General features: G+C 61.0%; 15 protein-coding genes. 5 read left to right on the forward strand and 10 right to left on the reverse strand.

Going from position 1 to position 18,670, the window contains the following annotated elements:
- The gene (locus tag C4N04_RS25990) at positions 1–984 is read right to left on the reverse strand and encodes an ATP-binding cassette domain-containing protein (RefSeq protein WP_106797398.1); all 984 of its coding nucleotides are present in this window, start codon (positions 982–984) and stop codon (positions 1–3) included.
- 382 nt (positions 985–1,366) lie between these two features.
- Here C4N04_RS25990 and C4N04_RS25995 point away from each other — a divergent pair, with 382 nt between their 5' ends.
- A complete protein-coding gene (locus tag C4N04_RS25995; RefSeq protein ID WP_040142165.1) occupies positions 1,367–2,041 on the forward strand; it encodes a L,D-transpeptidase in 675 nt (224 codons plus the stop codon).
- Positions 2,042–2,055: 14 nt separating this feature from the next.
- Positions 2,056–2,592: an OmpA family protein gene (locus C4N04_RS26000; RefSeq protein WP_106797386.1), complete on the forward strand. Its 537-nt coding sequence runs from the start codon at positions 2,056–2,058 to the stop codon at positions 2,590–2,592.
- Between the two features lie 228 nt (positions 2,593–2,820).
- Here the strand turns inward: C4N04_RS26000 and C4N04_RS26005 are convergent, their stop codons facing one another.
- Positions 2,821–3,291 (reverse strand): Hsp20 family protein, encoded by a 471-nt coding sequence (locus C4N04_RS26005; protein WP_009993043.1) that lies wholly within the window; start codon positions 3,289–3,291, stop codon positions 2,821–2,823.
- 290 nt (positions 3,292–3,581) lie between these two features.
- Positions 3,582–6,047: a beta-glucosidase gene (locus tag C4N04_RS26010; protein WP_106797387.1), complete on the reverse strand. Its 2,466-nt coding sequence runs from the start codon at positions 6,045–6,047 to the stop codon at positions 3,582–3,584.
- Between the two features lie 110 nt (positions 6,048–6,157).
- Here C4N04_RS26010 and C4N04_RS26015 point away from each other — a divergent pair, with 110 nt between their 5' ends.
- A complete protein-coding gene (locus C4N04_RS26015; RefSeq protein ID WP_040112564.1) occupies positions 6,158–6,793 on the forward strand; it encodes a TetR/AcrR family transcriptional regulator in 636 nt (211 codons plus the stop codon).
- A gap of 491 nt (positions 6,794–7,284) precedes the next feature.
- On the opposite strand, the gene iolG is transcribed toward C4N04_RS26015, so the two are convergent.
- From iolG to C4N04_RS26045, 5 genes are all read right to left on the reverse strand, one after another.
- Positions 7,285–8,277 (reverse strand): inositol 2-dehydrogenase, encoded by a 993-nt coding sequence (gene iolG, locus C4N04_RS26025; RefSeq protein WP_040112406.1) that lies wholly within the window; start codon positions 8,275–8,277, stop codon positions 7,285–7,287.
- A 40-nt stretch (positions 8,278–8,317) separates the two neighbouring features.
- The gene (locus tag C4N04_RS26030; RefSeq protein WP_040112407.1) at positions 8,318–9,121 is read right to left on the reverse strand and encodes a TIM barrel protein; all 804 of its coding nucleotides are present in this window, start codon (positions 9,119–9,121) and stop codon (positions 8,318–8,320) included.
- A gap of 74 nt (positions 9,122–9,195) precedes the next feature.
- Complete coding sequence (locus C4N04_RS26035) at positions 9,196–9,990, reverse strand: ATP-binding cassette domain-containing protein (protein WP_040142174.1); 795 nt, start codon at positions 9,988–9,990, stop codon at positions 9,196–9,198.
- Between the two features lie 2 nt (positions 9,991–9,992).
- The gene (locus tag C4N04_RS26040) at positions 9,993–11,114 is read right to left on the reverse strand and encodes an ABC transporter permease (RefSeq protein WP_106797389.1); all 1,122 of its coding nucleotides are present in this window, start codon (positions 11,112–11,114) and stop codon (positions 9,993–9,995) included.
- 122 nt (positions 11,115–11,236) lie between these two features.
- Positions 11,237–12,184: a sugar ABC transporter substrate-binding protein gene (locus C4N04_RS26045; protein ID WP_106797390.1), complete on the reverse strand. Its 948-nt coding sequence runs from the start codon at positions 12,182–12,184 to the stop codon at positions 11,237–11,239.
- Between the two features lie 171 nt (positions 12,185–12,355).
- Between C4N04_RS26045 and C4N04_RS26050 the strand changes: the two genes are divergently transcribed.
- Positions 12,356–13,351 carry a LacI family DNA-binding transcriptional regulator gene (locus tag C4N04_RS26050; RefSeq protein ID WP_106797391.1) on the forward strand — a complete coding sequence of 332 codons (996 nt, stop codon included), beginning with the start codon at positions 12,356–12,358 and terminating at the stop codon, positions 13,349–13,351.
- Positions 13,352–13,448: 97 nt separating this feature from the next.
- Here C4N04_RS26050 and C4N04_RS26055 read toward each other — a convergent pair whose 3' ends face one another.
- Positions 13,449–14,285: an alpha/beta hydrolase family protein gene (locus C4N04_RS26055; protein WP_040142182.1), complete on the reverse strand. Its 837-nt coding sequence runs from the start codon at positions 14,283–14,285 to the stop codon at positions 13,449–13,451.
- A 119-nt stretch (positions 14,286–14,404) separates the two neighbouring features.
- Between C4N04_RS26055 and C4N04_RS26060 the strand changes: the two genes are divergently transcribed.
- Positions 14,405–15,322 carry a LysR family transcriptional regulator gene (locus C4N04_RS26060; RefSeq protein ID WP_199852505.1) on the forward strand — a complete coding sequence of 306 codons (918 nt, stop codon included), beginning with the start codon at positions 14,405–14,407 and terminating at the stop codon, positions 15,320–15,322.
- A 48-nt stretch (positions 15,323–15,370) separates the two neighbouring features.
- On the opposite strand, the gene C4N04_RS26065 is transcribed toward C4N04_RS26060, so the two are convergent.
- Positions 15,371–18,397, reverse strand: a complete 3,027-nt coding sequence (locus C4N04_RS26065; protein ID WP_106797393.1) for a glycoside hydrolase family 38 C-terminal domain-containing protein — start codon at positions 18,395–18,397, stop codon at positions 15,371–15,373.
- Positions 18,398–18,670 lie beyond the last annotated feature (273 nt).

Genomic DNA, 18,670 nt, shown 5'->3' on the forward strand with positions numbered 1-18,670 from the left:
TCACCCCCTCGCCTGATAATGGGTGCGGATCACTTCCTCGATGCCGGGCTCGTGCAGACGAACGTCGCGAAGCGCGGCCCTGGCGGTCAGCGCGCCCATCAGATCGATCAGGGAACGTCCATCGTCTGCCAGCAGAAACTCGCGTACCGCTCCCTCTCCGCCGAGCAGCTCGGCTCCCGCCAATGAGACTGCGCCGGGTTCGCCATCAAACTCCAGCGTCAACCGCCGTCTCGCGCCGAAAGTTACGCGCAATTCCGCCAGCGGACCGTCGAACAGAAGCCGACCTTCGTCCACCATGATCAGGCGCGGGCAGATTTCCTCGATGTCCTGCAGGTCGTGCGTTGTCAGAATGATCGTCGTGCCGCGTTCTCTGTTCGTGCGGGCAAGAAACTTGCGGACGACATCCTTGGCAACAACGTCCAGCCCGATGGTCGGCTCGTCGAGAAACAGGATTTTAGGCTCATGCATGAGCGCCATGGCGATTTCGGCGCGCATGCGCTGGCCGAGGCTGAGCTGACGCACCGGCCGCTCGATGAATGAGGACAGCTGCATCATCTCGACGAGCTCGGCTCTGTTGATGCGAAAGGCCACATCCGGCACCCGATAGATACGCCGGTGCAGTTCGAAGCTCTCGGCAAGGGGAAGATCCCACCACAGCTGGGTACGCTGTCCGAAAACCACGCCGATCTCACGCGCATTGGCAATCCGATCCTCGACAGGGCGGCGACCGAGCACGCTGACCTCGCCGGAGGTGGGCATGAGGATGCCGGTCAGCATCTTGATCATGGTCGATTTTCCCGCACCGTTCGGGCCGAGATAACCGACTGCTTCCCCCGCCCCTATCGTGAAGGAAATCTGCTCCACGGCATGCACAGGTTTCGTCACCGGCGCGATGAAGTTGCGTAGCGCCCCGACCAGGCCTGGCTGCGGCACCCGCTGGCTGAATGTCTTGCTTGCGCTCTTGGCACTGATGATCGACAGCATGAGGGAATCCGGCAAAATGGGAAGATTCCAGTAAGAGAGTCGTGTGAAACCTACGCAACAGGTGCTGCCTGGGATAGACAATTCTTTTGATACAACCGATCAATCGTGGGAATGCCGGGGCTGCGAATGATACTAGGCGACCCGCCGGCGCTGCCCGACTTTTCGACAGAAGGACAGGGCTGCCCCCTTCTACCCCTTCCAGTGATCCGGTGCGGAATTGGTATAATATGATCCGAGGCCGAGTAACGGCCGGTGCAATAGAGATCCGAGAGGCCCTCGACTCCATATCGATCTTGATCGGGCGCGGAGTTTTCTATTGAGGCAAATGAAAAATCTGGTTTACTGGCGCTTCGCTTGTTGGCTTTCAGGGGGAGCTTGGCCGATGATGTGGAACCGCAGGAGTATTGTGCTTGGTGGATTGGCGTTGCTTGGGACTGGCGCCGTTCACAAACCGGCGGTCGCCGCGGCATCTTCTTACTTTGACGGCCCGGCCGTCGATAATGGTGTGACGTTTCGCAGCACCAATTTCGCCAAAATCGACAAGCGGTGGCACCGTCAGGTTGTCAAATATTTCAGCAGCGAGCCGATCGGCACGGTTGTTGTCGATACAAGGCACCATTTTCTCTACGTGATCATGGAGAACAAGACCGCCATCCGTTATGGGGTCGGCGTCGGCCGCGAGGGCTTCAAATGGTTCGGTCGCGCCACGATTGACGCCAAATCGCTCTGGCCGCGTTGGACGCCGCCGCCGGAGATGCGCAAGCGCCATCCTGAACTGCCCGAATTCGTCGCGGGCGGCTCACCGAAGAATCCGCTCGGGCCTCGCGCGATGTATCTGCATCGTGACGGCGTCGATACCGGCTATCGCTTCCACGGCACGCTGGAGCCATGGAGCATCGGCAAGGACGCCTCCAGCGGTTGCATCCGCATGTTCAACGAAGACGCCATCGATCTCTATCAGCGCTGCCCGATCGGCACGGCCGTGCAGGTTCTGCCGCATATCGCCGACCAGGCCGAAAGCACCACCCAAATCAGCCAAACAACCCCGGTCGAATAAGGAATCTTACCCCGATGTCTGCTATGACCGGTTATACGCGCCGCCTTCTCGCCGCGGCCATGCTCCTGGCGCTTGCCGCCTGCTCCACCACCCAGATCGCCTCCCTGGAAGAGCCGACTGCGGCGCCGATGACCGGCCAGACCAACGATCCGGCGCCGGGATTCGAGAATGTGGCGACAGGCAGCGAAGAGGATTTCATCCTCAATGTCGGCCGGCGGATCTACTTCAAGCAGGATTCCGCCGCCCTCGATTCCGTTGCGATGGCGACATTGGATAGCCAGGCCGACTGGCTCAACAAGAACCCGACCTGGCTGCTCAAGCTGCAGGGATTTGCCGACGATTCCGGCTCCACATCGAAAATGCAGACGCTGTCGCAGAAGCGCGCCGAAGCGGCGATGGCCTATCTTGCCTCGAAGGGAGTCGACCCGAAGCGGATGTGGGCCAAGGGTTATGGGAACGATCGAGAGGTTCGCGACTGCACGGACCGCTCCTGCAAGGTGCAAAACCGGCGCGTCGTCACCAATCTGCGCACTGAGCCGGACGCGGCCTGATCGGGGAAGCGTACTTGCTTCCACTATAAAGGGCCGGCCACGCGGCGCCGGCCCTTTTGCTGTGCAAGTCCTGTTCAGGTTCGTGCTTCAAGAACCGAGGTCGCGGTGCGGAGCTTGCCTAGTTGCTTCAAAAGCAGAGGCTTTCCCGCATCCTTCGCGATGCTTCCGCGACGTTTCTTTATCTGCACGATAAACGGCTTCATCCGAGACTTCATGAAGAAGCTCTCCTTAAGCCACCTGACGCTCGGCTTCGATCTGAAGAGGCGCCTGCTGAAAGGAGCCATCTCCAATGGCAATCTTGCGCGGCTTCATGGCTTCAGGCACTTCACGCTTCAGCGCGATCGAGAGAATACCATTCATCAGCGAGGCATTCTCGACCCTGACGTGATCCGCGAGCTCGAAGCGGCGCTCAAATGTACGCCCGGCGATGCCGCGATGCAGGTACTCGCCGTCTTTCGCTTCGGCCTTCTGCCCTTTTACCACAAGGACGTTCCGCTCCTGGGTGATTTCGAGGTCGGCCTCGGCGAAACCAGCAACCGCCATTTGAATGCGGTAATCGTCTTCGCCCGTCTTGACGATGTCGTAGGGCGGCCACGCGTCGATCGCTTGCAGCCGCTGCGCATTGTTCAGCAGGTTGAAGACACGGTCAAAGCCGATGCTGGACCGGTAAAGGGGAGCGAAGTCAAGTTCGTTTCTCATAGCCATATCCTCCGTAAAGCAACATGGGGTGGAGACGCGTCGCAAACCTGCGTCTCCACTCTGATTGCCGGCCCGCTTTGCGCAGCCGACGAGCATGATCTGGTTTGCATGTTTTTTCGATTCAAGAGGTGCGTCAAAAAAAATTTGACACGGATTTCGGGCCAGCCCACGGCCTCTTGAAGGCTGTTTTTGTTCACCTAAATCGTTTGGCACCTGAAGATGTTCTTCAACTGATGGAAGATTTTGGGAGAAGATCTGATGACAAGCAGAGGCATCACCACGGTAGGCAATCACGCGTGCGACGGCGGCAACAGATAGCTGGCCGGTGACCGCAGACCGACCACGGATTTTATATCTATGGCGTTGGCTGCAATAACCAGCTGATAGTCACCCGGCTCTGCCCGGAAGGCACCGGCCTCAGGGTCAAAGTAAGCGAGATCGCGCGGCAGGACCTTCAGGACCGCCGTGCCCGTTTCGCCAGGCTGCAGCGAAAGCTTGGCAAAGGCGCGCAGTTCCTTGTCCGGCCGTGCCACTTTGGATTTGGGCGAACGCACATAAAGCTGAACCAGTTCCGACCCCGCCCGATCGCCGATATTGGTCAGGTCGACGCTGACGGTCACGCCGTCAGCATCCATCTCGCTCACCGACAGTCGCGGCTTGTCCCAGCTGAAGCGCGTATAGCCAAGCCCGAAACCGAAAGGAAAGAGCGGCTCGACGGCGCGGCTGTCGTGGTGACGGTAGCCGACGAAGACGCCTTCGGCATAGTGCACATGCCCGTCCTTGCCGGGATAGACGGCGGGATCACCGGTGATGGCGGCGTTATCGGCAAGCCCCTTCGGGAAGGTCTGCGGCAGGCGTCCGCCCGGCTCGACGTCGCCGAACAGCACGTCGGCGACGGCATTGCCGAGTTCCTGCCCCGGATACCACATCTGCAGCACGGCGCGAACCTTGCCGAGCCAGGGCATTTCCACCGGGCCGCCGGTCTGCAGCACCACCACCGTGTTGGCGTTGGCGGCCGCAACCCGCTCGATCAGTTCCTCCTGTCGGCCCGGCAGCCGCATGTCGGGCAGGTCCAGTCCCTCCGTATCCCATTCGCCGTCGCGGCCGACAAAGAGAAGCGCCACATCGGCATTACGGGCAGTTTCGACGGCCGACTCGATGTCGGCCTCGCCAGGCGGTTTTTCGACGCCGAAGCGGACAGCGATGAGGTTGATGCCCTCCTCTGTCGCCATGGATGGTTCATACTCGACGGTGATCTCATATGACCGGCCAGCCTCAAGCATCAACGTGCCGCGCTGTTCGTCGTTGGCGGTGCCGAAATAGTTCTCGCCGCGCGTCCAGCCGTCATGGCCGTCGACCGTCAGTACACCGTCGACGAAGAGCCGCGCCAGTCCGGCATTGGTCATACCGAACACATGCTCGCCGCTCTCCTCCGGCACGAATTGCATCGTCATGCGGGCCGAGAAAGCGGCGGGATCGAGCTCGCCCGACGGTAGTTCGAACCAGAAGAATTCGCCCTTGTTGACCGTTTCGACGTGCAGCGGATCGCCCTTGCAGCCGCGGCCGTTGAAATACTTGACCGTGATCTCTCCCTTGAACACGTCGATCAGCCGGTTATGGCGGCAGCCGACGGCATGGCTGATGCTGTTGGCATTGGAGAGAGCCGCGCGAATGCCTTCGAGCGGGCTCACCGTATAATGCGCCGCGATCTGCGCACTGCCGCCGCCCATGACCCGCGCGCTGGCAGCGTTGGGGCCGATGACAGAGATGCGATCGAGCGAGGTCTTGGCAAGCGGCAGGATGCCGTCGTTCTTCAGAAGCACGGCGCCTTCCGCGCCGAGACGCCGGATCAGTGCCCGGTCCTCCGGCAGGTCGACCGCCCGCTCGGTGAGATCGGGTTTTTTCTCGAACGCGCCGACCCGCTCGAGCAAAACCAATATGCGCCGCGCCGCAGCGCGCACCGTCGCGGCATCGACCTTGCCCTCGAGCACGGCCGCAACCAGTTTCTCGCCGCGGTCGCGCGCCGGGCCCGGCATTTCGAGATCGAGGCCGGCATTGATCGTCTCAGCCGTCGAGTGAGAGCCGAACCAGTCGGACATGACGATGCCGCCAAAACCCCATTCCTCGCGCAGCACCTTGGTCAGCAGCCAGTGATGCTCGCTCGTATAGGTGCCGTTCAGGCGGTTGTAGGAGGACATGACCGCCATAACGCCGGCGCGGCGCACCGCCTGTTCGAAGGGTGGGAGGTAGATTTCGCGCAGCGTCCGCTCGTCGATATCGGAAGACATGGTCTGCCGCTCGATCTCCGATTCATTGCCGGCGAAATGCTTGATTGTCGCCGCGACCCCTTCGCCCTGCACGCCCTCAATATAGGCGACGGCGAGTTCCGCAGTCAGCATCGGATCTTCGGAATAACATTCGAAATTGCGGCCGTTGAGGCCGGAGCGATGGATATTGACCGTGGGCGCGAGCAGCACGGCGGCACCCTTGCTCTTTGCCTGGCGCGCAAGGGCTGCACCCATCTGATGGATAAGTTCGGGATTCCAGCTGGCCCCGAGCGCAATGGCGACGGGAAAGCAAGTCGCCTTGACGCCGGCGACCAGCGAACCGGCGCCGCGCGCGCCGTTCGGTCCATCCGTCACCTTGATTTTCGGCACGCCGAGACGCTCGACCGGAACCGTCGTCCAGAAATCGGCGCCCGACAACAGCGAGACCTGCTCCTCCAGCGTCATCTGGTCGAGAATGGATTCGATCATGCAAACCTCCCAAGCAAGCTCTTAAACCTACCGATTACTCGGTATTTTTAAGATGTCAATTGGGCAAAGCTGATGTATGGAAGGAGAGCATAGGACAGTACCGGGGAATGATGGCAGAATTGTCGGAACAGAACGTCGCGGAGGAAAGGCGCCGCCGCCGCTCCCGCAAGGGGGAGACACGCCGTGCGGAGATCCTCGCCGCGGCGATGCGGCGTTTTGCCGAAGACGGCTATCAGAGCGCTGCGATCGGCGACATCGCCCGCGATGTCGGCCTGTCGCTGCCGGGTCTGCTGCATCACTTCCCGACCAAGGTCGATCTGCTGCTGGCGATCCTCGCCAAGCGCGATCTCGATAGCGCCGATTTCATCGGCCACTATCGCGCCGATCTTCGCGGCCTGCTCAGGGGCATGGTCGAAATCTTCCGCCGCAACGCCGGAATGATCGAGGTCATCAGAGCCTTCGCCATCCTCAATGCCGAAAGCCTGATGAAGGACCACCCCGCCAAGGCCTGGTTTCTCGATCGCACCACGGAGATGCAGAAGCACATCGCCGCGACTTTCGAGCGGGCCGCCGCCGACGGCATGATCAATGCCGGCATCGACGGGCAAGCGATGGCGGCCGAACTGATCGCCGTGATGGACGGCCTGCAGATGCTCTGGCTGCGTGACCCCGATCGCTTCGATATGGTCGGCGGCCTCGAAGCCTATATCAGCCGCCTGCAGACGAGCCTCGGCCTGGAGCACTGAAACGGCCTGCAACTCGGGGGCACAGGTACCATCTTCACCCGTTGAAGCGCACCGGATCGACGCTTGCACGACGGCGGCTGAGGGACTCAATGAGGGTGCGATATGCCTTTGGAGCGTTCTCGAACATAGCTGGCACAGAGTTTCTTCAACCCTCGGTACGATCCAATTCCGAGAAGGCTGCTCAGCCGTATCACTGTCGTTTGCGAAACGCCGCAGTTTTTTGCGACTACTGCAGCGCTCTCGAAAGCAATCATGTCCGGCTGCTCAAGCATCCGCCTGGCCACCTGTTCCACCTGGTGCGGGAGGAAGATTCGTCCCTCAGCGATGAACTGTTTCAGTTCCTGAAAAGTTTGAGGCCGTCGATCTCTCAAAGGACACATGACTGACATTGGCACCTCCGTGGCAGATGCATTTCGCGCAGGATAAGTCGTCGCATTTCTTGGGATGGGCGATACAGCGGGCGATATGGACCGGACTGCATCGCCATGACGTCAATTGACGGCAACTGGCCTGCCTGTCTGCCAGCTCACAGTAGCGGCCTCCGCCAATTTCTGAGCCTGGAGCCCATCCAGCCCCCCTGGCCGCGGCGAGGAGTTGCCACTGTCGATCGCTTCGATGAAGGCGTTGATCTCGTTGGCGTAGGCCTGTGCATAGCGTTCGAGGAAGAAATATTGAACAGGATCGCCGCTCACGCCGTTCGCATTGGAAAGCTCGACGCTCGTGGCATGGATATTCTTCGCCGCGAGCATGCCGGCAGCTCCATGGACTTCGATGCGCTGGTCGTAGCCATAGGTCGCCCGGCGCGAATTGGTGATCACGGCAATACGGCCCGAAGCCGTCTGCATCTGCACGGCGGCAGTATCCACATCGCCCTCGGCTCCGATTGCCTTGTCGACGAGAGACGACCCCAGCGCGTTCACGACGACGAATTCCTCCCCCATGAGGAAGCGGGCCATGTCGAAGTCATGGATCATCATGTCGCGGAACAGACCACCGGAGGATTTGACGTAGTCGGCAGGCGGCGGCGCTGGATCCCGGCTGGTGATCGTCACGATTTCAATTGCTCCGACATCGCCCCGGCGCAGGCGCGCTTCCACACTCGCGAAGTTCGGGTCAAAGCGGCGATTGAAGCCGATCATCAAGGTCGACCTGTTTTTCTCAACGACGTCGAGGCAGCTATTGATGCGCTCGACCGAAAGGGATACCGGCTTTTCGCAAAGGATTGCCTTGCCGGCGCGTGCCGCCGCCTCGATGAGGTCGGCGTGGCTCGGGGTCGGTGTCGCGATAAGGATCGCATCGACGTCGGCGGAGTTGATGACGTCCTCCGCGTCGGCAACCCCGGCGCCGGTCTGCGCGGCAAGCGCCTCTGCCGATGCCTTGAAGGCATCCGCCACATAGGCGAGCTTCGCTTTCGGGTTCGCCGCGATAGTTGCGGCATGCACCTTGCCTATGCGGCCGGCGCCGATCACTCCAAATCTGATCATTGATGTCTCTCCATTATCTGTAAGTCTTGACTATCGAAATCTAAACGGTGAAGGCGTTGCGGAAGCGGGCAAGCGCCGTCTCGTCATCACCCGAGGCCCAAGCCTCCATGCCGATAGTGCCGCGGTAACCCATGTCCTTGAGCGCCCGGGCGATGGCCTTGTAGTTGATCTCTCCGGTGCCCGGTTCCATGCGACCAGGAACATCCGCCACCTGGATCTCGCCGATAAATGGGAGTGCGCGCCGGCACAGCTCGATCAGGTTCCCCTCGCCGATCTGGGCGTGATAGAGGTCCAAGTTGAGCTTCAGCGCCGGCCGGTTCACGGAGGAGACGAGGGCGAGCGTATCCTCGGCCTTGGCAAACGGGGTCTTGGGGTGATCGACGGCCTGATTGAGATTTTCGAGCACGAAGGTCACGCCCTCCTGCTCGCCGAGATCGGCGATGCGCTTCAGCGTATCGCGCGCCTTGAGCCACATCGCACCCGTCACCTGGTCGGCCTTGACGACCGGCAGTCCATTGCCGTCGAGACCGGTGCCGTGCAGGTTGAGACGCGGGCAGTTCAGCTCCCGGGCGACGGGGATCGATGACTTCGCGGTTCGCAGCAATTCTTCCGCGCCTTCATCATCGGCAAGCGTGCCGGACACATAGCCCGTCATCGACGAAAAGACCGCTCCCGATCGCGCAAGCGCGGCGATGTCGTGTTTTGTCCAATCCCAGATTTCGGCGTGAAAGCCGAGTTCGGCGATACGCTTCAGCCTGTCGACAACAGGAAGCGACTTGAAAACCATCTCGGCGCAGACAGCGAGCGTGAAGGGGGATGATGTATTCGACGGACCGTCGTTCATGACCATTTCCATGTTTGATGATTGAGAATGCGGCAGCCTGCCAAAGCCAGTCGGGCACCGCGGGATAGGCAGGGCTAGATCGTGCCGCCGAGCTCTTCGGACAGTTGCTGCAGCTCCTTGCCGCCGGCCATCAGGTTCTGAAGCTCGTCCATCGCGATATCAGCCTTGGCGAAAGTGCCGAGCGTCTGACCGCGATTGAGGATGGTGAAGCGGTCCGCGACCGCATAGGCGTGCCGAACATTGTGGGTGATGAAAATCACCCCCAGTCCGTTCTGCCGGACCTGGTGGATGTATTTGAGCACCATCGAAGTTTGCGCCACGCCGAGCGCCGAGGTCGGCTCATCGAGAATAAGGATCTTGGCACCGAAATAGACCGCGCGTGCAATCGCAACGCATTGGCGTTCGCCACCCGACAGTGTGCCCACCGCCTGATTGGGATCGCGGATATCAATGCCGATTTTGCGCATCTCTTCGCGCGTGACATCGTTGCAGTGCGCGAGGTCGAAGTGACGGAATGGGAAGATGCCTTTGCGAGGCTCCCGCCCCATGAAAAAATTACGCGTGATCGACATCAGCGGAATCATTGCGAGGTCCTGGTAGACCGTCGCGATCCCTGCATCGAGTGCGTCGCGCGGGCTGCGGAAGTTGACCGGCTTGCCTTCGACCAGGAAGACACCTCCGCTTGGCCGGACGACGCCGGACAGCGTCTTGATCAAGGTGGATTTGCCGGCCCCATTGTCTCCGAGGAGACACAATACCTCTCCAGCCGACACTTGCATCGACACGCCGTTGAGAGCGATCACGGAGCCGTAGTGCTTGACGATATCGGTTACTTCGATGATCGGCGTTCGGTTATTGACGTCTGGCATGATCAGCGCTCCCCGGTAACCTTGCGGCGGATGAAATTGTTGAAGAGAACAGCCAGCAGCAGCATCGAGCCGAGGAAGACCTGAAACCAGTCGGAGTCGAACCTGGTATAGGTCAGGCCGATGGAAACCGAGCCGAAGATGATCGCTCCAAAGAAGGCGCCGATCGCCGAGCCATAGCCGCCGGTGAGCAGGCACCCGCCAATGACGGCGGCGATGATCGCCTCGAACTCCTTCTGAAAACCGCGGCGGGCGTCGGTCGAGCCGGCGTCAAGCACGGTGATGATGGCGACCAGCGCGGCGGCACATGCCGTCAAGGCGAACAAGCCGGTTTTCACCCGATGGACAGGCACACCTGAGTTTCTCGCTGCATTCGGGTCGCCGCCGGCCGCGAAGATCCAGTTGCCCATGCGGGTGCGCAGCAGGACCCAGGTTGCAGCCAGGGCAAGCACGACGAACCACAAGACCGACACCGGGATGCCCGTGACCTTCGGCAGGCCATTGGGGAACTTGTCGATCAGATCGTGATCTGCAAGCCAGACAAATAGGCCCTTCAGCGCATCGCCGGAAAAGAGCCTGAGCAGCGGACTGTCCTTGACATGATCGCCGATGCCGCGAAGCTGCGTCGAACCGCCGGTGGCCCATTTCAGACCGACGAGGGTCAAGCCGCGCAGTATGAAGAGAAATGCCAGGGTGACGATGAACGACGGCAGGCGGGTGTGGATGACGATCTGCCCATTGATCGCGCCCATGAACGCCGCAAACAGCATCGTCATGACGATGGCAACCGAAAGCGGTTGACCGAAATTGGTCAGGATGACGCCGAAGATCAATCCTGCGAAAGCCACCATCGAGCCGATCGAGAGATCGAACTCTCCGCCGATCATGAGCAGTGCCGCCGCAATGGCGAGGATTCCCAGTTGCGATGCCGGCGCCATGATTGTCATCAGGCCGGAAAGGGAGAACATCGTCGAATCTGCAGTAACAAAGAAAAACACGATGACGAGGACAAGGCCGGCGACCGCACCCAGTTCGGGCCGCCGCATCATATGTGTTAAAAAACTCACTTGTTTGACGCGCTCATCGACCGTCGGCGCAGCCGCCGTGTTCTGCTCAAGCGAAGCCATAACTCCTCCCATGTAATCTTTGTTTTGAGGTAGCGGCGGCGCTGCTCGGCAGCGCTCTTTCAACCGAACCCCCTCCCCTCGAGGGGGAGGAGATTCTGCGAGAATGCCTTTCGGCAAGTCGGTCAGCGAATGCCCTTGGCGGAAAGATCAACGACCTGGGCGGCCTTTTCCTTGGTGATCAGGTTCGGACCGGACGGAACGTTGCCGCCTGGGATCAGCCCGTATTTGGCGTAATTCGCCAAAAACACGACCGGCAGATAACCCTGCAGGAACTGCTGCTGATCAATCGCGAAGGCTGCCTTGCCGTCGGCCACGGCCTTCAGGAAATCGGCCGAAAGGTCGAAGGTCGCCACGCGGATCTTGCCGGTCATTCCGACATCCTCGACAGCCGCCAGAGACGGCTCGCCGGCGGTGCCGGCACCGAGCGCCATGACTGTATCGACCGCCGCACTGGAGCTCAGTGCCGCCTTGACCTTCGCGCGGACGTCGGCAGGATCGTTGCTGACGGGCAGAACCGTGACCTTGCCGCCAAAACCGTCGGCAAAGCCCTTGCAGCGCAGATCAAGCGCAACATTGCCGACCTCCTGATTGACGCACAAGCCTTCCTTGCCGCCCAACTCATGCAGCTTCGCGCCAGCGGCCTTGCCCGCGGTATATTCGTCCTGACCGACATGCAGAAGCGCCCCCAATTCCTTCGATACGTCGGAACCGGAGTTGATCGAGATAACCGGAATGCCAGCGGCCACGGCCTTCTTGATGGACGGACCGAGCGCCGATGCGTCCGGGATGGAGACGATCAGCCCGTCAGGTTTCTGATTGATGGCCGCATCGATGAGCTGGCCCATCGACACCATGTCGAATGTTTCCGGCGCCCGATAGTCGGCGCTGACACCGAGATCCTTCGCGGCCGCATTGACGCCGTTCTTGACCACGGACCAGAACGGGTCATTGGCCTGACCATGGGTTACGGCAACGATGCGAACATCCGCTGCGCTGACAACTGCTGAGGAGCACATGAGCGCAACAGCGACGGCGGCGCCCGCAAAAAGCGATTTCAAACCTAATTTCATTTTACCCTCCCAAAAACAGTCCGCATATACGGACCCGCCATTGCTACCGGTAGCAACTCCTTTGCACCCGGTAGCAAGCTAGGGCAAACTACATTATTGTCGGCAAAAATCAAGCATCCATTCCATTTTTATTTTTTATGGAATATTCATTCCAGTCAGGAGGAGACAGTCATGCGCAAAAGGGCGACGGCAAAGGAGGTGGCTGAAGCTGCCGGCGTATCGAAATGGACGGTCATCCGTGCGTTTACACCAGGTGCATCCATTACCGACGCCAGCCGGCAAAAGGTGCTTCAGGCCGCCGAGGCGCTGAACTATTCGCCGAACCTGCTTGCCCGCAGCCTCGCCACGAACATCACGCATCAGGTGGCGGTCTTCGTCGACGATTTCGCCAATCCGCACAAGCTTCCGGTTCTGGAGATGCTGACCGAGCGCCTGCAGGCGGAGGGTCTGTTGACGGTATTGATCAACATCAATCGGCATTTCGATCACGTTCACGCGCTGATCAATGCCGACCAACGGCAATTCGACGCGGTGATCCTGTTCGGGACGGCGTTTCGCGAGGAAACTCTCGGCGATCGACGCCTCGGCCCAGGTTTTCCGCCGATGTTCGTTCTGGCAAGAGACAGCCAGATCCCCGGCGTCCCGGCAATCGCCTGCGATGCGGAACTCGCTCTCAGCCAGATGGTCGATTACCTGTTCGACAAGGGCTATCGCCGTCCGGGCTTCATGACGGGAGCAAGAACCCTGTCGACGGCACTCGGCCGGCGCCATCATTACGCGAATTTCTGGCGGCGGAAGGGCGTCGAGAGCGTCGTAGAGCTCAATACAGACCGATACAGTGCTGAGGCGGGCGCCGAAGCGGCGCGAGCCTATCTGAGCGCTACCCCGCCTCCCTCGCGCGTCGATGTGTTGATGTGTGAAAATGACATTCTGGCGTTAGGAGCCATGGATACGGCCCGCAGTGAATTTGGTTGCCGCGTGCCGCAAGACCTTGCGGTGGTCGGTTTCGACAATATCGAGCTTGGCGCGACGCCCGCCTATGGCCTGACGACCTACGAGCAGCCCACTTATGACATGATCAACACGATAGTGGAGATGATTACCGGAGCCCGCGCAGCCGAAACCGTCACCTTGCCAGGACGTCTCGTCCGTAGATTATCCGCCTGATTCCCGGTGTTGAAGGGAAGCCGCGGCTCGATATTGTCGCACCTGGAAGCGCATTCCGGTGGTTATCACCGGGCCCTCGGCTTGGAAGGCGGATAGATCAAACTTGCAAGCGCGCCAGCCAATCCATAATGCGGCTGACCGCTTCGTGATACCTTTGCCCGACCAGCAGACCCGTATGCGTCGTGCCGGCAAGACCCAGATATTCGCCGCCGATATGGCGCGCCGCCGCCCGGCCGCGCCGGTCATCGTCTTCATTGCCAACAGCGGAGATGACAAGGCTTCGACAGCTAATCCTGCTGCCGTCGACGGAAATCCCCTCCGCTCCGAAATGAAAGGAGAAGGCGCTGAAAGCCTTGCCTGACTCAATCGACAGGTATTTCCGCTGAAACGCAATATCTTCGAAGATCTCATCGGCGCTGACCTGCTCGCCGCGCGCCGGCGCGGGCACGACGAGACCGTGCGCCTGCGGAGCAAGGCCCTGATAGGGCACCTCGTGATGCACTTGCTTGCAGATGCTGGAATCGATCAGCACCAGCCCGGCGATCTCCACGCTTTCCGCCAGTTTCTGGCTCAGGATGCCGCCCATGCTGAAGCCGATCACGATAGGCGGGCTTCCGCTCTCATCGACGATTTCGGCGATCGCCACCTGAATGTCTTCGAGATAATCCTCGAATCCGACCCGCGTGAAATCGACCGATCTGCTTTTGTAATGGCCACGCAGATTGATGCAGTAGGAGTCCCATCCTGCGGCCATGAAATGCGGAATGTACTTGCTCCACATCCAGCTTCCGGTGAAGGCGCCATGGACAAACAGCAGAGGCGGCCGGCCGGCCCGCTGCGAGCCATGGTTCCCATGGAATATCTCAAGAAAAAGGTCGTTCTCTCCGATGAATTTTTCCCTGTGCTCGGGCAACTCCTTTGCATAGTCCCGCATGGCATTCGCTCCTTCAATTGGGCAGGCATCCGAGACAAAGGATATTTGTTACGCAATGTTGATCAACCAACGCACATGGACTTACATAAAGGACAAAATGTCCTCAATTGGGAGTGGCCGTGGATAGTCTTGCAAGCGTCGTCGCCTTCGTTCATGCCGCCGAACAGCGGAGCTATGTCGCCGCCGCGCGCCTTGCCGGCGTTTCGCCGTCGGCCATCGGAAAGGCGGTTGCGCGTCTCGAAAGCCGGCTCCGCGTGCGGCTCTTCAATCGCACGACGCGCAGCATCAGCCTGACAGAGGAAGGGGCGGTCCTCTACGAGCACTACAAACGCGTCCTCGACGACATGCAGGATGCAGAGGCAGCCGTATCAAAGGGCCGGGACCGGCCAATGGGGCGCCTGCGCGTCAGCGTTCCACATATCGTCGGGCACCATCTTCTGATGCCGATCCTGCCGAGCTTCACCGCGCAGTTCCCCGAGATCGAACTGGACATCGATTTCGAAGACAGGGTCATCGATCTCATTACGGAGGGGCTCGATGTCGTCGTGCGCAGCGGCGAGCTTGCCGATGCGCGGCTGATCGCCCGTCGTCTCGGCGAGCAGCATTTCGTCGTCTGCGCGAGTCCCGCCTATCTCGAACTTCACGAACGGCCGGACACGCCCGACGATCTCTCCCGGCACGCCTGCATTCACTTCAAATATCCATCGACCGGCCGCACCGCGCCCTGGGCCTTCCGCCCGCCGCACGAGCGGCTGCTTCTGCCGAAAAGCTTGACATTCAACAACACCGATGCCGGGCTGCGGGCGGCCAGGGATGGGCTCGGCCTCGCGCATCTGCCCGTCTATGTCGCCGAGCCGCATATCCGGGCCGGCACGCTGATCCCCGTCCTCACCGCCTTCATGGCGCCCTTCGGCTCGCTCTCGCTCGTGTGGCCGTCAAACCGCCAGCTTTCACCCAAAATCCGCGCTTTCGTGGATTTCGTCGTCGAGAACTTTGCTGCCCGGCTCGGCACTCCATTTTCATACTTCGGAGAATGAGTCGCCGGGCCGTGTCGAGCGGCGGAGCGCTTTTGCAACGAAGGACCATCAGCCCTTCCGCAGTCTCCAAGTCCGGATTTCGAACGGCATGATGTCTGCCGGTCCTTGGCGCTCCATCGGCTCTTCAAGAATGTTGAGCGGCTGCGACGCGCTCCATCCGGAAGGCAGGTTGAGAGAGAGGCGGCCGCGCCGGCCGGCGGGTTCGTAGAGGCGCAGGATGAGGCCGTCGCCCTCTTCCGCGGGCTTCAGGCCCGAGAAGGCGACGGGCGTACCGGAGACGGCAAGCGGCGCGAAAGTGCCGACGGAGAGGCCGTGGGCTTCTGCGGTGACGAGCGGCTGGTTCAGGTCGAGCGCTTCATCCAGCACGCAGCTTTCATGCCAGGCGCCGTCATGCGGCATCAGCGCATAGGTGAAGTTCTGCTCGCCTTCGTCGGCCAGCGGATCCGGATAGATCGGTCCGCGCACCAGGCTCATGCCGATCACATTGCCGCGAGCGCTGTGACCGTATTTGGCATTGTTGAGCAGCGCGACTCCGAAGCCCGGCTCACTGATATCGACAAAACGATGGGCGACGGCCTCAAACATCGCCTGTTCCCAGGAGGTGTTGGTGTGCGTCGCCCGCTCGACTACGCCGAACGCGCATTCGAAGGTCGCCTTGCGCGACCTGACGTCGACGGGGTTCAGCGTGCGCAACAGAGTGCGGCGGTCATGCCAGTCGATCGTCGTTTCGATGTCGAGCCGCTTGGCGTTCGCCGTAAGGACATAGGTTTGCGTGACGCTCGAATTGCGGTAGCGATGGACGACGCGGATCGCCGCGCGATGCGGGCCGCTTTCGACGAGGCCGATGCTTTCGGGCGCTTCGAGACGGACGGCCTTTTCGGCATAATCGGCATCGATATCCCAGGCGTCCCAGTTGCGCGGCTTGTCGGCCGGATAGACCCAGAGCTGGTTTGCCGAGCCGTCGACCGCCTCACGGCCGCTCGCCTTGTGAAGGAGGCTCGCGACCGCGCCGTCCCTGCCGATGACGACGGCGAGATGATCGTTTTCGAGGCGATCGGAACTCGCCTTGAGCCCGGCCGCCGGCTGCAGCGCCTGCCGGTCGAAGACGGCGACGGACAGGGGTGCGACATTTTCGGCGGCCGAGACGACGGTGCCGTCGGCGAGCGTGGCGCTGAGGGGCCGCGGCACAAGCGACGGGTTGACGACGACAAGCGCATCGCCGACGCTGCCTTTCGGTAGCTGGGCCGACAATAGCTGCAAGCCCTTGGCCTGTTCGGCCTTGGCGTGCTCGATGACCCCGCCGAGCTCCTGCTCCGCGTCCTGATAAACCTCGCGGATGCTCGAACCAGGCAAGATGTCGTGGAATTCGTTCTTCAGCACCACGCGCCAATCCGCCTCAAGGCTCCTCGGCTTTTCAGCTCCGAGCATGTGGGCGAGCGACGCCAGCGTCTCGGCGGTGATCAGCGCCCGTTCGGCCTGGCGGTGTTTGCGCTTGACGCCGCTTTGCGTCGTCAGCGTCGCCCGGTGCAGTTCGAGATAAATCTCGCCATCCCAGACGGGCAGGTTCTTCTCCGATGCAGTTCGGTGCGCCTCTTCGTAGAAGCCTTTGACCGTGCCCCAGCGCGCCTGCGGGATGGCCGGAAAATCGCGCAGCTGCACTTCGCGCTCCACCATTTCAGGCGTCACGCCGCCGCCGCCGTCGCCATAGCCGACAGCGAGAAGCGAGGCATGATGCTGCACCTTGCCGCGGAAATTCTTCCAGGTCGGCAGATAGCAATCGGCCTGCACGAAGCCGTTATAACCCTGCATCGGGTTATCGAAGGTGTGGGTCAGCACCTTGCTGCCGTCGAGGCCCTTCCACCAGAAGAGATCGGAGGGAATGTGATTGGTCTCGCTCCAATTGACCTTGATGGTGAAGAAGCTGTCGATGCCGCCCTGTCTCAGGATCTGCGGCAGCGCGCCGGAGAAGCCGAAGCAGTCCGGCAGCCAGCAGACCGTATGGCGCGCGCCGAAGGTCTTTTCGAAATAGCGCTGGCCGTAGAGAACCTGGCGGGCGAGACTTTCGCCTGTGGGCATGTTGGTATCGGGCTCCACCCACATGCCGCCGAGGGTTTCCCACTTACCTTCCGCGACCTTCTTCTTGATGCGATCGAGAAGCTCCGGGTCTTCCTCTTCCATCCGCGCGTAATAATGGGCGGTCGATTGGTTGAAGCGGAAATCGGCTGAGCGCTCCATCAGCGACAGCGCCGTGTTGAAGGTGCGCCGCATCTTCCGCCGCGTCTCGCGATAGGGCCAGAGCCAGGCGAGATCGATATGCGCATGGCCGGTCAGCACCAGCTCGCCATTGGCAGGAAAGCGCTTCTGCAATTCCTTCAGCCGCGCCGTCAGCGCCTCGAAGGCGGAGGCGGCAGAAGCGCTCTGCTCGTCGGAGAGGCCCGCCGGATTGTCCTCGAGTTCCGGCAGCTCCCAGATCTTCTGCTGCATGACGGCATCGGCGGTGCGGGAGACGTAAGCGGCGGTATCCGACGGCCAGTCGAGGCTGCGCAAGGCCTGCTCGGCCGCATCCATCATATGCGGCACGACTTCATGATCGCCGAGCACCTCGATCGCTTCGGCCACCTGCTTCAACAGAAGATGCAGGCGATGGGCCGGGCCGTCGAGCCAGATCAGCCGGGCCTTGTTGAGCCGCGGCGTCCGGTTCGGCTCGCCAAAGGGAAAGCGCGCGACGCTTTCCGTCGCAATCGAAAAGCGGCGGCCCCTGACCGGAAATTCCTGATGGTAGGGATCGAGTCCGAACGTCTCGCTCTCGCCATCAGGATAGCTCAGCGTGATCAGGCTCTCGCCGCCGAGATCGAGCTGCAGGCGGATATCCTCGAGCGGCCAGCCCGCCGGCGCCTCAGCTTCCGCAGCAAAATGCACGACGCCCTGGCGATGCGGCCAGTCCTGATGATGGCCGATCGGCTCGCCTTCGAAGGTCCAGCCTTCGATCGGGCTACTCTGCCGATCCCGCCAATGCGCGAGCTCCGCAATGCGGACTTTGAGGCGATCGAGGCGTTGGGCAATGGTCAAAGGCATGGCTTATCCCTGTTCAAAAATCGGCCGCGAACGATCCGGAGTCATGGGCTTTGGGAGATGACGGATGGTGCGGCAGAGCTCGCGATTGCCGGCCCCTCCTCCCAGCGGGTCCTGCCGAGCCTTTAGATTAAGTAACTTTGATTTGCCGTCAAGTGCAAAGGAATGCGGAGGTTCGTAGCCGACGGAAAATGATCAAAAAAGCTTTGAGCCTACAGGGCAGTCCGTGCGGACATTTCCGGATTGTCAGCGAGCCTGAGTTTACCTTGCTCGAAG

This window comes from Rhizobium sp. H4, from assembly GCF_003013335.1.
Lineage (GTDB): Bacteria > Pseudomonadota > Alphaproteobacteria > Rhizobiales > Rhizobiaceae > Rhizobium > Rhizobium sophoriradicis.

Excerpts from the sequence above, each read along its gene's own strand:
- C4N04_RS25990 (WP_106797398.1), bottom strand. The coding sequence starts at position 984 with ATGCTGTCGATCATCAGTGCCAAGAGCGCAAGCAAGACATTCAGCCAG.
- C4N04_RS25995 (WP_040142165.1), top strand. The coding sequence starts at position 1,367 with ATGATGTGGAACCGCAGGAGTATTGTGCTTGGTGGATTGGCGTTGCTT.
- C4N04_RS26000 (WP_106797386.1), top strand. The coding sequence starts at position 2,056 with ATGTCTGCTATGACCGGTTATACGCGCCGCCTTCTCGCCGCGGCCATG.
- C4N04_RS26005 (WP_009993043.1), bottom strand. The coding sequence starts at position 3,291 with ATGAGAAACGAACTTGACTTCGCTCCCCTTTACCGGTCCAGCATCGGC.
- C4N04_RS26010 (WP_106797387.1), bottom strand. The coding sequence starts at position 6,047 with ATGATCGAATCCATTCTCGACCAGATGACGCTGGAGGAGCAGGTCTCG.
- C4N04_RS26015 (WP_040112564.1), top strand. The coding sequence starts at position 6,158 with ATGGCAGAATTGTCGGAACAGAACGTCGCGGAGGAAAGGCGCCGCCGC.
- iolG (WP_040112406.1), bottom strand. The coding sequence starts at position 8,277 with ATGATCAGATTTGGAGTGATCGGCGCCGGCCGCATAGGCAAGGTGCAT.
- C4N04_RS26030 (WP_040112407.1), bottom strand. The coding sequence starts at position 9,121 with ATGAACGACGGTCCGTCGAATACATCATCCCCCTTCACGCTCGCTGTC.
- C4N04_RS26035 (WP_040142174.1), bottom strand. The coding sequence starts at position 9,990 with ATGCCAGACGTCAATAACCGAACGCCGATCATCGAAGTAACCGATATC.
- C4N04_RS26040 (WP_106797389.1), bottom strand. The coding sequence starts at position 11,114 with ATGGCTTCGCTTGAGCAGAACACGGCGGCTGCGCCGACGGTCGATGAG.
- C4N04_RS26045 (WP_106797390.1), bottom strand. The coding sequence starts at position 12,184 with ATGAAATTAGGTTTGAAATCGCTTTTTGCGGGCGCCGCCGTCGCTGTT.
- C4N04_RS26050 (WP_106797391.1), top strand. The coding sequence starts at position 12,356 with ATGCGCAAAAGGGCGACGGCAAAGGAGGTGGCTGAAGCTGCCGGCGTA.
- C4N04_RS26055 (WP_040142182.1), bottom strand. The coding sequence starts at position 14,285 with ATGCGGGACTATGCAAAGGAGTTGCCCGAGCACAGGGAAAAATTCATC.
- C4N04_RS26065 (WP_106797393.1), bottom strand. The coding sequence starts at position 18,397 with ATGCCTTTGACCATTGCCCAACGCCTCGATCGCCTCAAAGTCCGCATT.